This is a genomic window from Bradyrhizobium sp. SZCCT0153 (assembly GCF_018129995.1).
GTDB lineage: Bacteria > Pseudomonadota > Alphaproteobacteria > Rhizobiales > Xanthobacteraceae > Bradyrhizobium > Bradyrhizobium japonicum_G.
Genome location: NZ_JAFCKS010000001.1, coordinates 1,577,968 through 1,590,528, shown reverse-complemented (window position 1 = coordinate 1,590,528; position 12,561 = coordinate 1,577,968). Strand labels below are relative to the sequence as shown.

The 12,561-nt window shown below is 66.1% G+C and carries 12 protein-coding genes and 1 tRNA gene; 8 read left to right on the top strand and 5 right to left on the bottom strand.

Annotated features, from left to right (window positions below):
- Positions 1–189 precede the first annotated feature (189 nt).
- From JQ572_RS07680 to mnmA, 4 genes are all read right to left on the bottom strand, one after another.
- A tRNA-Met gene (locus tag JQ572_RS07680) sits at positions 190–266 on the bottom strand.
- Between the two features lie 267 nt (positions 267–533).
- A complete protein-coding gene (locus tag JQ572_RS07675; protein ID WP_211382331.1) occupies positions 534–893 on the bottom strand; it encodes a hypothetical protein in 360 nt (119 codons plus the stop codon).
- Between the two features lie 271 nt (positions 894–1,164).
- Positions 1,165–1,803: a class I SAM-dependent methyltransferase gene (locus JQ572_RS07670; RefSeq protein ID WP_211382330.1), complete on the bottom strand. Its 639-nt coding sequence runs from the start codon at positions 1,801–1,803 to the stop codon at positions 1,165–1,167.
- Positions 1,804–2,042: 239 nt separating this feature from the next.
- Positions 2,043–3,224 (bottom strand): tRNA 2-thiouridine(34) synthase MnmA, encoded by a 1,182-nt coding sequence (gene mnmA, locus JQ572_RS07665; protein WP_211382329.1) that lies wholly within the window; start codon positions 3,222–3,224, stop codon positions 2,043–2,045.
- Positions 3,225–3,568: 344 nt separating this feature from the next.
- Between mnmA and JQ572_RS07660 the strand changes: the two genes are divergently transcribed.
- The 8 genes from JQ572_RS07660 (at position 3,569) to flbD (ending at position 11,942) form a co-directional block, all read left to right on the top strand.
- The gene (locus JQ572_RS07660; RefSeq protein WP_211382328.1) at positions 3,569–5,206 is read left to right on the top strand and encodes a flagellar hook-length control protein FliK; all 1,638 of its coding nucleotides are present in this window, start codon (positions 3,569–3,571) and stop codon (positions 5,204–5,206) included.
- 13 nt (positions 5,207–5,219) lie between these two features.
- Positions 5,220–5,930, top strand: a complete 711-nt coding sequence (locus tag JQ572_RS07655) for a flagellar hook assembly protein FlgD (protein ID WP_211382327.1) — start codon at positions 5,220–5,222, stop codon at positions 5,928–5,930.
- Positions 5,931–6,340: 410 nt separating this feature from the next.
- Positions 6,341–6,616 (top strand): CtrA inhibitor SciP, encoded by a 276-nt coding sequence (gene sciP, locus JQ572_RS07650; RefSeq protein WP_002714638.1) that lies wholly within the window; start codon positions 6,341–6,343, stop codon positions 6,614–6,616.
- 182 nt (positions 6,617–6,798) lie between these two features.
- Positions 6,799–8,409, top strand: a complete 1,611-nt coding sequence (fliF, locus tag JQ572_RS07645; RefSeq protein ID WP_211382326.1) for a flagellar basal-body MS-ring/collar protein FliF — start codon at positions 6,799–6,801, stop codon at positions 8,407–8,409.
- A gap of 18 nt (positions 8,410–8,427) precedes the next feature.
- On the top strand, positions 8,428–9,525 hold the full coding sequence (fliG, locus tag JQ572_RS07640) for a flagellar motor switch protein FliG (RefSeq protein ID WP_211382325.1): 1,098 nt from the start codon (positions 8,428–8,430) through the stop codon (positions 9,523–9,525).
- Positions 9,525–10,148: a FliH/SctL family protein gene (locus tag JQ572_RS07635; protein WP_211382324.1), complete on the top strand. Its 624-nt coding sequence runs from the start codon at positions 9,525–9,527 to the stop codon at positions 10,146–10,148. The genes fliG and JQ572_RS07635 overlap by 1 nt, the downstream gene beginning before the upstream one ends.
- Before the next feature lie 3 nt (positions 10,149–10,151).
- Entirely contained in the window at positions 10,152–10,502 is a 351-nt protein-coding gene (gene fliN, locus JQ572_RS07630; protein WP_211382323.1) for a flagellar motor switch protein FliN, read from the top strand.
- Positions 10,503–10,556: 54 nt separating this feature from the next.
- Positions 10,557–11,942, top strand: a complete 1,386-nt coding sequence (flbD, locus tag JQ572_RS07625) for a sigma-54-dependent transcriptional regulator FlbD (protein WP_211382322.1) — start codon at positions 10,557–10,559, stop codon at positions 11,940–11,942.
- A 94-nt stretch (positions 11,943–12,036) separates the two neighbouring features.
- Here flbD and JQ572_RS07620 read toward each other — a convergent pair whose 3' ends face one another.
- Positions 12,037–12,369 (bottom strand): GYD domain-containing protein, encoded by a 333-nt coding sequence (locus JQ572_RS07620; RefSeq protein ID WP_211382321.1) that lies wholly within the window; start codon positions 12,367–12,369, stop codon positions 12,037–12,039.
- Positions 12,370–12,561 lie beyond the last annotated feature (192 nt).

Sequence of the window (12,561 nt, the reverse complement as noted above, 5' to 3'; positions counted from 1 at the left end):
GGACTCTGTCAGCAAGGGCTATTGGTAGGCACCACTGTCAGTACATCAAACTGGCGGCATGGCTTTCCGCGCAAATATTGCAACCGCAACTTAAGAGTGATGTTCTGGCCGGCCGTAATCTCGGCCTACGGCAGCGAAGCCTCCGGAAGAATTGCAGAGTGCTACAAATGGAGATTTGAGAGATATGATTGGTAGCGGGAGAGGGACTCGAACCCCCGACCCCAGGATTATGATTCCCGTGCTCTAACCAGCTGAGCTACCCCGCCACAGGGTCGCGAACGGCTGTTACGGCCGATCTCGCGAACGCGCGGCATATAAGGAAGGGGGCGGCGGGCTGTCAAGCAATGTGGTCCGCCTTCCGCCTATGCAAGGCTTCGGCGGGACACGTCGCCGGGCAGGTGGAAAAGCGGCCGCTTTCAGCGCCGAATTCGCTCATTTCCCAAATCAGACTCGCGGAGAGTCCCCCGCTTGGCGCGGTTTCCGGCCTCTCCCCGGCGGGGAGAGGCGAAGCAACGCGGAGCGGCGAAAAATCCCTATTTCGGCCGGACCGTCGGGTCGCCGCCGGGGCTGCCGGGGGGCGGGATGACGGGGGTGTTGCCGCCGGTCTCGGGGGTCGGGGCGTGCATCTCGGGGTCGACGCCGGAGGGCGGGCAGAGCACGCCGTCGGTCTTGGCGAGCTTGTCGCCGAGCGGTTCCCGGGACTGGCCGGTTGTGGTGGTGCCGTCGGGAGCGGTGGTCATCCGGTCCGAGGGCGCGCAGCCGGGGCTGCGTTGCGGGGATGGCGGCGCGGTCGCTTGCGGCGGCGTCGCCGGGGCGGGCGGAGCCTGCGCGATCGCGCTGCCTGAGGCGGCGATCAGGAGGCTGGCCAGGATGATGTTCGATGGGTTGCGCATGGAAGGGAAATGCGCGGGTCGGGGTCGATGTTCCCCGCCGAAATGCGATGTGATCGGGGACGACCGGGCAAGCGCCTCGTCCTTCGAGACGACCGCTTCGCGGTCTCCTCGGGATGAGGCTCAGCTGCGCAGTCGGCGTTGAAGGCGGTGCCGAGTCCTCCACCCTCATCCTGAGGGCCCGCCAAAGGCGGGCGTCTCGAAGGATGTGCCGCGGGGAAGCCACTCTCGAATGCGGCCGCCCTGAGAAGCGCACGGCCGGTGCCGTTTGCAGTCACGATTTGTGGTAGCGGATCAGCGAAAAGTGCCCCATCGGCGGCATCGGGCGGCGCTCGGCAAGCGTGATGCCACCATGTTTCGACGCCCAGTCGACCAGGCGGGCCCACGGGAATTCCGGGCGCCAGCCGAGACGGCGGGCGATGGGGGCGAAGGCGAGCTCGAACAGCTTTCGCGGGCCGCTCTCGGCGCCGATGTGGTTGACGAGGATCAGCTCGCCGCCGGGCTTGAGCACGCGCACGAACTCGTCGAGCGTGCCTTCGGGATCGGGCACGGCGGTGATGACGTATTGCGCGACCACGGCGTCGAAGAAGTTTTCGGGGAAGGCGAGGTTTTTCGCGTCCATCACCGAGAGCACCTCGACATTGCTGAGGCGCATCGCGCGCACGCGCGCCTGCGCCTTGCGCAGCATCGGCTCGGAGATGTCGACGCCGCAGATCTTCGTGGTGCGCGAATAATCGGACAGCGAGAGCCCGGTGCCGACGCCGACGTCGAGGATGCGGCCGCCGATGCGGTCGGCCTCCGCGATGGTCGACTGCCTTCCGGCGTCGAACACCTTGCCGAACACGAGATCGTAGACCGGCGCCCAGCGGCCATAGGCCTTCTCGACCCCGGCCCGCGAGATGTCTGCTGCCATGTCCCCCTGCCCCGCCCCGGAATTTCTTAGAGTGTCGTGATTGTTGGTGGAATGAGGTCTTGCCCCGAACTCGCTGCACCTCTCCCGCCTGCGGGAGAGGTCGGCGCGTCGCGCCGGGTGAGGGTTTTTTCCTCTCGCGAGATATCGCGAGCGGAGAGACCCCTCTCCCCTACCCTCTCCCGCAGGCGGGAGAGGGGGCGCAACTCCGGTGTCGCAAGAGTGCGGTCCGATCTCATGGATTAGCCGCGCACGGCTTCGGCGAGCGGACGTGCGGCATTGCTCGCGATCTTCGCCGCGGCACTCTGGATGAAGCCGCCGCCGAGCACGCGGGCCTGGCCGCTGGCTGCGTCGTAGAACACGCAGGCCTGTCCGGGCGAGACGCCCTCCTCGCCGGCGACGAGCTCGACCTCGTAATGGCCGTTGCCGCCGCGCAGCCACGCGGGCTGCGGAGCGCGGGTCGAGCGCACGCGCACGAACATTTCGAGGCCATCGCCGATGGCGCGGTCGATGTCGCCGCCGCCGATCCAGTTGACGTCGCGCAGCACGATGCGGTGCATCTTCAGGGCCTCGCGCGGGCCGACGACGACGCGGCGGTTCGCAGCATCCAGCCGCACCACGAACAGCGGCGCGGCTGCCGCGATGCCGAGGCCGCGGCGCTGGCCGATGGTGAAATTGGCGATGCCGTTGTGGCGGCCTAGCACGCGGCCGCCGAGATCGACGATGTCGCCGGGATCCATCGCGTTCGGACGCAGGCGGGTGATGATGTCGGTGTAGCGGCCCGTCGGCACGAAGCAGATGTCCTGGCTGTCGTGCTTGTCGGCGACGGCGAGGCCGAAGCGGCGGGCAAGCTCGCGCGTCTCGGGCTTGGTCATGTCGCCGAGCGGGAAGCGCAGATAGTCGAGCTGCTCCTGCGTGGTCGCGAACAGGAAGTAGCTCTGGTCGCGATCGGCGTCGGCCGCACACACCAGGGCGCGCGAGCCGTCGTCGCGGCGGCGCGAGGCGACATAATGGCCGGTGGCGAGCGCCTGCGCGCCGAGCTCGCGCGCGGTCTTCAGCAGGTCGCGGAATTTGACGCTGCGATTGCACTCGATGCACGGCACCGGGGTCTCGCCGAGCGCGTAAGAGTCGGCGAAATTGTCGATGACGGACTCGCGAAAACGGTCCTCGTAGTCGAGCACGTAATGGGGAATGCCGAGCTTGGCGGCAACGTCGCGGGCGTCGTGGATGTCCTGGCCGGCGCAGCAGGCGCCCTTGCGATGGGTCGCCGCGCCATGGTCGTAGAGCTGCAGCGTGATGCCGACGACGTCGTAGCCCTCGGCCTTGAGCAGCGCAGCCGTCGTCGAGGAATCGACGCCGCCCGACATGGCAACGACGACCCTGGTGTCCTCAGGACGGCCTTCGAGATCCAGACTGTTGAGCATGGGCCTGCAAGCGTTGTGACGGCGGTGTTGGCGATCCGCTGGTTCGGGGCGGGACACCCGGCGATCCCCGGGAACCAAGAGTTCCCGAAGGCCACGGCTTGCCCGGTCGAAAGCAGCTGAGAGCTGTCTCTTTAATATAGGCGGCATTCCGGTGAAGCAATCACGCACGCCGCCGCCTTAGGGCAATTCTTGCCGGGGAGGCAGAAATGGCGGGGTTGCGAAGGGCTGCGCGGCGGCCGCTCCATTTCCTCAAGTAATTGATTTTAAAAGATAAAATACATCAAAGAGGGGCTGGCCCGCTCCTTGCTACCCCTTATGCCGAAGATGTTTCCGAGGGGTCGCCTGTGGTCGGTCGTACGTCAGATGTCGCGGCAAGCGTGCAGGTTTCGAGCGCGCAGCAAAAGCCTGCCCGCTCGCAAGCACCGAAAGACAATTCCGCGAGCGACTCCTTCGGCTCGCTGGTCGACAGCAACACCCAGGCGGTCACCGAGAACGCGGCGTCCTCCAACCCGGACACCGCGCCGCGCCGGACCGATTCGTCCTCGTCCGCCTCGGACAGGAGCCCGCGCGATACTTCCTCGACCGATGCCTCCCCGCCGCGCAAGGCCAGCGACGACACCGAGAATTCCGCGCCCGCCAAGGACGATGCCACGCGCGATGCGACGGGCAAGACCAAGGACAAGGCCGAGACCTCCGACGCCAAGGCGTCGGACAAGGCGTCGGACAAGTCTCCAGGGAAGGCTTCGGAGAAGTCCGACGAGACCAAGGCCGACAAGACCGACGGCACCGACGGGCTCGCCGTCGCCGTCGATGCCGCGGCAGCCGCGCAATCCGGTGCGGCGCAGGCCGCCGTGCCGGATCCGAACGCGATCGTGGTCGCCGTGCCGGTCGTGCCGGTCGATCCCAGCGCGGCCGCGACCCAGGCCGCCAGCACCGACTCTTCGCCGCTGACGATCGCCGCCGCCGGCATCGCCGCCAGCGCGTCCATCGCGGCGCAGATTGCCGGCCCCAAGACCGATACCGCTACGCCGGGCGACAAGAGCGCCAAGACTGCAGGCGCCAAGGTCGATGCCGAGACGTCGGCGACACTGGCCGATGCCGCCACCGGCGCGACCGATGCGTCCGCGACCGACGCCAAGACCAAGGGCGGCCTGATCGCCGCCGTCGACCAGGGCACGCCGAAGACCTCGTTCAAGGCCGTCGCCACCGCGCCAGGCGCCGGCGACGTCTCCAATATCGGCCAGGATGCGGGCAAGGCGAACGCCACGCAAACGCCGACGACGGCCGCAACCGCCGACGCCGCGCATCCGCAGGCCGCCAAGCCGCAGGCCGACATTGGAGCGGCTGACGCGAAGGCCGGTGCCGCCGACCGCGGCGCCGATGCGGCACAAGGCACGCCGGCCACGCACGCGCATGCGGCAACGCAGGCCGCCGCGACGCAGGCCGATACCAGCGCGCAGGCGGCCTCCGCCGTGCAGGCGCCGCTGACCAATACGACCTCGACGGCGACCGCATCGACCGCAACGCTCACCGCGACCGCGGCCACCAACACGGCGGTGCAGATCAGCGGCGTCCCGATCGAGATCGCGGCGGCCGCGCGTGCCGGCAAGACCCGGTTCGACATCAGCCTCGATCCGATCGATCTTGGCCGTATCGACGTCCGCATCAATGTCGACCGCAACGGCCAGGTCACCTCGCATCTCACCGTCGAGAAGCCGGAGACGCTGCAGATGCTGCGCCAGGACGCGCCGCAACTGCAGCGCGCGCTCGACGACGCCGGTCTCAAGACCGGCAGCAACGGGCTGTCCTTCAGCCTGCGCGACCAGAATTCGTCGGGCCAGAACTCAGGCCAGAACAACGACAATGGCGGCAACGCCCGCCGCCTGATCATCAGCGACGAGGAAGCCGGTCCCGCGGCACCGGTCGGGCGCAGCTACGGCCGCATGCTCGGTTCGAGCAGCGGCGTCGACATCAGAGTGTGAGGAGTATTCGACCATGACCACCACGAATGCCGCCACCGCGCCTTCCGTCGTCTCGGGAACGACGCAGACATCATCGTCGTCATCCTCGTCGAATTCCCTGGGCTCGACCACGGGCGCGACGCTCGCCGGCAACTTCCAGACCTTCCTGACGCTGCTGACGACGCAGCTCCAGAACCAGAACCCGCTCGATCCGCTCGACACCAACCAGTTCACCCAGCAGCTGGTGCAGTTCGCAGGCGTCGAGCAGCAGCTCAAGACCAACGATTCGCTGTCCCAGCTCGTCACCCTGCAGCAGACCACGCAGGCGACCCAGGCGCTTGGCTTCGTCGGCAAGACCGCCCTGGTCGACGGCACCACCGCGACCATGACGAACTCGTCGGTGACCTGGCATCTCAACGTCCCCAGCGACTCGACCGTCGACATCACCGTCGCCAATGCCAGCGGCCAGACCGTGTTCACCGGCAAGTACACCGCCGGTGCCGGCACCGACGTTCCGTTCACCTGGAACGGCCAGGGCAATGACGGCACGCAATGGCCCGACGGCAAGTACACGATCTCGGCCACGGGCAAGGACGTGGCGAACAACAATGTCGGCATCGCCGCGCAAGTGCAGGGCACGGTGTCGTCCGTCGACCTGACCCAGTCGCCGCCGCTGCTCACCATCGACGGCGCCAGCTACACCCTGAGTCAGGTCAAGAGTATCATCGCCACGGCCAGCAATTAAAGACGCGCGCCCACGCCACACACGCGGTGTCATCCCGGCGAAAGCCGGGTCCATAACCACAGGAAGAAGTTTGGCGAAGACGCGTGATTAGGAATTCATTCTAAGTACTGCTACCTGCGTCCAATCGATAGATCACGCGGTATGGGTCCAGGCCCCCCGAGCGCAATTGCGCACCAGGCCGGGACGACCTTGAGAGGCCTTGCAGCGTCGCGCGAGGCCTCGTTCGTTAGTAAAGTCTTAACGAAGAGCCCGCTTGGCCGGCCGAGATCATGTCTCCAGCCCGCCAAGCCGGTCGTGTTCCCGCAAGTTTCAACGAGAATTGTATTGATGCCTTAGGCTTAGCGGATTTTTAAGCCGGCACGCGTAGGGTTCCTGAGTGAGTTCAGTGGTTGAGAGTTTGTGAGTACGCCATGACAGAACCCCATCGCCCGAGGGTAAAATACGTCATCGGGCCGGACGGCAGTCCGTTAACGATCGCGGACCTGCCTGCACCCGGCACCAAACGCTGGGTCATCCGCCGCAAGGCCGAAGTCGTCGCCGCCGTCCGTGGCGGGCTTCTGTCCCTCGAGGAGGCCTGTAGCCGTTATACCCTGACGGTCGACGAATTCCTCTCCTGGCAGTTTTCTATCGACCAGCACGGTCTGGCGGGTCTTCGCACCACGCGCATCCAGCAATATCGCCAGTAGGCAATCCGGAAATCTGCGGCTTTTGACGAAAATCGGTCTCGCCCCGCGAGGCCGATTTTTTTTATGACGCCACTTTTGTCCGACCTCTTAACCTTCGTTAACCATATCGAAACCATCACCTAGGCAATAATTGCCCAGTCGGCCTTTCCAGTGAAAGCAGCCGAATCTGTCGGGGCGGTTGCTTGCAAGGTCTTGCGGACTTCTTAAAGGGTATCGGAGCCGCCCGGTTCGGGGCGATGATCGCGGTGACCGCCGCGCTCATCGGCTTCTTCGCGTTCGTCATCATGCGTGTCACCACGCCGCAGATGACGACGCTGTTCACCGACCTCAGCGTCGAGGATTCCTCGGGCATCATCAAGGACCTGGAGCGCCAGGGCATCCAGTACGAGCTGCGCAATGAGGGCAGCATCATCATGGTGCCCAAGGACAAAGTCACCCGGCTGCGGATGAAGCTCGCCGAGGGCGGCCTGCCCAAGGGCGGCGGCGTCGGCTACGAGGTGTTCGACAAGTCGGACGCGCTGGGCACCACCTCTTTCGTCCAGAACATCAACCATCTGCGCGCGCTGGAAGGCGAGCTCGCCCGCACCATCCGCGCCATCGACCGCATCCAGGCCGCCCGCGTCCATCTGGTGCTGCCCGAGCGCCCGCTGTTCTCGCGCGAGGCGCCGGAGCCGTCGGCCTCGATCGTGGTACGGGTCCGCGGCGCGCTCGAAGCCCAGCAGATCCGCGCCATCCGCCACCTCGTCGCCTCGGCCGTCAACGGGCTGAAGCCGCAGCGGGTCTCGATCGTCGACGAGGCCGGCCAGTTGCTCGCCGACGGCGCCCAGACCGATCCCGACCAGCAGATCGGCGACGAGCGCCGCACCGCCTTCGAGAAGCGGATGCGCAAGCAGGTCGAGGACATCGTCTCCTCCGTGGTGGGGACGGGGCGCGCCCGGGTCCAGCTCTCCGCCGATTTCGACTTCAACAAGATCACCCAGACCTCGGACAAGTTCGACCCCGAAGGCCGCGTGCTGCGCTCGAGCCAGACTCGCGAAGAGCAGAGCATGACCGCCGACAACAACGGCCAGGTCACCGTCAACAACGAATTGCCGGGCAACCAGCAGAACGGCGGCGTCGCGGCCAAGGACCAGAGCAAGAAGAGCGAGGAGACCAACAATTACGAGATCTCCCGCACCACCAAGACCGAGGTGACCGAGGCCGGCCGGGTCAACCGCATCTCGGTCGCGGTGCTGGTCGACGGCATCTACTCCAAGAACGACAAGGGCGATCTGACCTACCAAGACCGCACCAAGGAGCAGCTCGACCGCATCGCCACGCTGGTGCGTTCGGCGATCGGCTTCGACCAGAAGCGCGGCGACCAGGTCGAGGTCGTCAATCTGCGGTTTGCCGATGCCCCCTCCAGCACCCCGATCGCGGAGCCCTCGGGCTTCCTCGGCATGCTCCAGTTCACCAAGGACGACGTCATGTACTTCGTCGAGCTTGGCGTGATGATGCTGCTCGGCCTGGTCGTGCTGTTCCTGGTGATCCGCCCGCTGGTCAAGCGCATCCTGGCGTCCGACGAGGTCGCCGCCGCCATCTCTGGCGTCCTCACCGGCCCGGCCTCGAGCGACGAGGCCGCGCCGGCCGGCCAGCCGCTGCTTCCGAGCGCCGCCGCCAGCGCGATCGACGTCGCCACCATCCAGGGCCAGGTCCACGCCCAGTCCGTTCATCGCGTCGGCGAGCTTGCCGAGCGCAACCCCAACGAGACCGTCGCCATCATCCGCCAGTGGCTGAGCGAACCCGCGAAATGATTCGAGAAGTGATCTGACATGGCCGCAGCCTTGCAAAACGCCAACAGCAACGACATCACCAGCGTGATCTCCACGCTCGGTCAGCGTGCCAACACCCGGTCCAAGGACGGCAAGCCGGCCGAGCAACTGGTCGGACCGAAGCGTGCCGCGATCCTGATGCTGGCGCTGGGCGAGCAGTATGGCGGCAAGATCTGGGGCCTGCTCGACGACGACGAGGTGCGCCAGCTCTCGCTGGAGATGTCGACCCTCGGCACCGTCGAGGTCGACACCGTCGAGGACATGCTGCTCGAATTCGTCTCGCGCATGTCGGCCTCCGGCGCGCTGATGGGCAATTTCGACGCCACCGAGCGGCTGCTGCAGCAATACCTGCCGCCGGAGCGCGTCAACGGCATCATGGACGAGATCCGCGGCCCCGCCGGCCGCAACATGTGGGAGAAGCTCTCCAACGTGCAGGAAGAGGTGCTGGCCAACTATCTCAAGAACGAATATCCGCAGACCATCGCCGTGGTGCTGTCGAAGCTGAAGCCGGAACACGCCGCCCGCGTGCTCGGCATCTTCCCGGAGGACCTCGCGCTCGACGTCGTCAACCGCATGCTGAAGATGGAGGCGGTGCAGAAGGAGGTGATCGAGAGCGTGGAGAAGACGCTGCGCACCGAATTCATGTCCAACCTGTCGCAGACCCGCCGCCGTGACGCCCATGAGGTGATGGCGGAGATCTTCAACAATTTCGACCGCCAGACCGAAACCCGCTTCATCACCTCGCTGGAAGAGGACAACCGCGAATCGGCCGAGCGCATCAAGGCTCTGATGTTCACTTTCGACGACCTCGTGAAGCTGGATTCGGGCTCGGCCCAGACCCTGATGCGCAACGTCGACAAGGACAAGCTCGGCGTGGCGCTCAAGAGCGCCAACGAGGACGTCCGCAACTTCTTCTTCGGCAACATGTCCTCGCGCGCGGCCAAGATGCTCCAAGACGACATGGCGGCGATGGGGCCGGTGCGGCTGCGCGACGTCGACGAGGCCCAGGCGCTGCTGGTCAACCTCGCCAAGGATCTCGCCGCCAAGGGCGAGATCATGCTGACCAAGAACCGCGCCGACGACGAGCTGGTGTATTGATGGCGGCTCCGGCAAAATTCCTGTTCGATACCGACTTCGCCACGCCCGAGCGGACGACGCGCGAGAAGGCCGCGACCGCGGCCGAGATCGCCCAGAAGATCGCCGAAGCCGAGGCGCGCGCCTATCAGGACGGCTTTGCCGCCGGCCAGCGCGAAGCCAAGGCCGAGAGCGACCGCCGCGTCGCCCTCGCCATGGAAGAGATCAACATCGCCATCCGGGGCATCGCCTCCGGCATCGGCAACATCGAATCCAAGATGGAGACCGAGGCGGTCGACGTCGCGGTCGCGGTGGCGCGCAAGCTGTGCGCCGATCTGGTCGCCGCCGAGCCGCTCGGCGAGATCGTCGCGCTGGTCAAGGACTGCTTCTCGCATCTCGTCGCGACGCCGCATCTGGTCGTCCGCATCAACGATGCGCTCTACGAGGCCGCGCGCGAGAAGATCGAACGGCTCGCCAAGCAGAGCGGCTTCGAAGGCCGGCTCGTGATCCTGGCCGAGCCTGAAATTGCCACCGGCGACTGCCGGATCGAATGGGCCGATGGCGGCGTCGTACTGGAACGCGGCGCCATCGCGGCCAAGATCGACGAAATGGTGGGACGCTATGTTGCGTCCCGCAGGGGGAGCTAAGCCATGAGCGACACCGACGGACAGGTCCCGCTGCCCGATCTCAACGGCCCGATGCCGCCGACCGGCACCGACGTCGGCTACACCGAGGACGAATATGCGGCGCGCGCCGCCGCGGACCTCGAAGCCGTGTTCGACGTGCCGGTGCAGGTCTCCGCCGTGCTCGGCCGCTCGAAGATGGACGTCAGCGAGCTGCTGAAGCTCGGACCCGGCACCGTGCTCGAGCTCGACCGGCGCGTCGGCGAGGCCATCGACATCTACGTCAACAACAAGCTGGTCGCCCGCGGCGAAGTCGTCCTGGTCGAGGACAAGCTCGGCGTGACCATGACCGAAATCATCAAGACCGAACGCGCGTAAAGCGAAAATGGGGAATGACGCGCGGCAGCGCGACTAGACGGACAGGAGACTGACATGCGGCTTCTCATCGTTGGCACATTGAAGGGCCAGCTCACCACCGCCACCAAGATCGCGATGGAGAACGGCGCCACCGTGACCCATGCCGAGGATCACGAGCAGGCGATGCGCGTGCTTCGCGGCGGCAAGGGCGCCGACCTCCTGCTGGTCGATGTCGCCCTCGACATCCGCGACCTCGTGATGCGGCTCGAGGCCGAGCACATCCACGCTCCGATCGTCGCCTGCGGCATCACCAACGACGCCCGCGCCGCGGTCGCCGCGATCCATGCCGGCGCCAAGGAATACATCCCGCTGCCGCCGGATCCCGAGCTGATCGCCGCGGTGCTGGCCGCGGTCGCCAACGATTCTCGCGAGCTGGTCTATCGCGACGAGGCGATGGCGAAGGTCGTCAAGCTCGCCCAGCAGATCGCCGGCTCCGACGCCTCGGTGATGATCACCGGCGAATCCGGCACGGGCAAGGAAGTGCTGGCCCGCTACGTACACACCCGCTCGACCCGCTCCAAGCGCCCGTTCATCTCGATCAACTGCGCCGCGATCCCCGAGCACCTGCTGGAGTCCGAGCTGTTCGGCCACGAGAAGGGCGCCTTCACCGGCGCGATCGCCCGCCGCATCGGCAAGTTCGAGGAGGCGACCGGCGGCACGCTGCTGCTCGACGAAATCTCGGAGATGGACGTCCGCCTGCAATCGAAGCTGCTGCGCGCGATCCAGGAGCGCGTGATCGACCGTGTCGGCGGCACCAAGCCCGTGCCGGTGGACATCCGCATCATCGCGACCTCGAACCGCAATCTGGCCGAGGCCGTGCGCGAAGGCTCGTTCCGCGAGGATTTGCTGTTCCGCCTCAACGTCGTGAATTTGAAGATCCCGCCGCTGCGCGAGCGTCCCCTCGACATCCTCGAGCTCGCCCAGCATTTCGTGAAGAAGTATGCCGAAGCCAACGGCGTGCCGATGCGCCCGATCTCGGCCGAAGCGCGCCGCGTGCTCTCCACCAACCGCTGGCAGGGCAACGTCCGCGAGCTCGAAAACACCATGCACCGCTCGGTGCTGATGGCGCAGGGCGACGAGATCGGGGCGGACGCCATCCTCACCCCGGACGGCGACCGCCTTGACCTCGCCAAGACACCACCGGCAGTGGCGCATGCCACCATGGCCGCCGAGCAGGTGACGCGCGCTCTCGTCGGCCGCACGGTTGCCGACGTCGAACGCGACCTGATCCTGGAGACGCTGAAGCACTGCCTCGGCAACCGGACCCATGCCGCCAACATCCTCGGAATCTCGATCCGGACGCTGCGCAACAAGCTCAACGAATATTCCGACGGCGGCATCCCGATCACGCCCGCGGGTACGCCGGGCGAGTATCCGCGGATGCCGATGGTCGGTGCATGAGCCCGGCGCCCGGCATTCATGCGAAACGCATGGATGCCCGGGACGACCCGGCCACGGCGTTTTGGCTTCATCTCGAAGCTGAGCTCGCGTCGACCTACTTGCCCGGCGGCACGTAGGTACTTGCAAGCTTCGCGGCCTTTTCCGCGATAGTCTTGAACTCACTCATCTTCCAGGCGCGTACCGTCTCGATCTTGGCAATGGCGCCGCTTGCAGCGGCGGCCATTCCGATGGCGACGGCATCCGCCCCGTCGGGCAACTCGGTAACCAGCAACGCGTCATGCGAGCCGGTCGTCATGAACGCTCCCTGGAGCTTCCCGCCGGCCTTCTCGACCATCGCGCCGATGACCGCGGTGCGATCCGCCGGCTTGTCGACCAGTCCCTTGATACCGGAATTCGAGTATGAGACGTACGAGATGAACAACGGCATGTTTCTCTCCGTCGAGGTTACAGCAATGAGAATGCAGCCCTAGAGAAGCCGCTCTGAAACGAGAGCACGGCATGGCCTGCCGACGGCATGCGAGCTGCCTTGAAAATCGAGCTACGGACTTCGGCACGTCCAACTGGCAGCTTGTGCTGACTATAGCCGACCCCACGATGCCGCGCGAACGGTAAGCCAAGC

Bases quoted from the DNA above. Each gene is read 5' to 3' on its own strand.
- JQ572_RS07675 (WP_211382331.1), bottom strand. From the start codon at position 893: ATGCGCAACCCATCGAACATCATCCTGGCCAGCCTCCTGATCGCCGCC.
- JQ572_RS07670 (WP_211382330.1), bottom strand. From the start codon at position 1,803: ATGGCAGCAGACATCTCGCGGGCCGGGGTCGAGAAGGCCTATGGCCGC.
- mnmA (WP_211382329.1), bottom strand. From the start codon at position 3,224: ATGCTCAACAGTCTGGATCTCGAAGGCCGTCCTGAGGACACCAGGGTC.
- JQ572_RS07655 (WP_211382327.1), top strand. From the start codon at position 5,220: ATGACCACCACGAATGCCGCCACCGCGCCTTCCGTCGTCTCGGGAACG.
- sciP (WP_002714638.1), top strand. From the start codon at position 6,341: ATGACAGAACCCCATCGCCCGAGGGTAAAATACGTCATCGGGCCGGAC.
- fliG (WP_211382325.1), top strand. From the start codon at position 8,428: ATGGCCGCAGCCTTGCAAAACGCCAACAGCAACGACATCACCAGCGTG.
- JQ572_RS07635 (WP_211382324.1), top strand. From the start codon at position 9,525: ATGGCGGCTCCGGCAAAATTCCTGTTCGATACCGACTTCGCCACGCCC.
- fliN (WP_211382323.1), top strand. From the start codon at position 10,152: ATGAGCGACACCGACGGACAGGTCCCGCTGCCCGATCTCAACGGCCCG.
- flbD (WP_211382322.1), top strand. From the start codon at position 10,557: ATGCGGCTTCTCATCGTTGGCACATTGAAGGGCCAGCTCACCACCGCC.
- JQ572_RS07620 (WP_211382321.1), bottom strand. From the start codon at position 12,369: ATGCCGTTGTTCATCTCGTACGTCTCATACTCGAATTCCGGTATCAAG.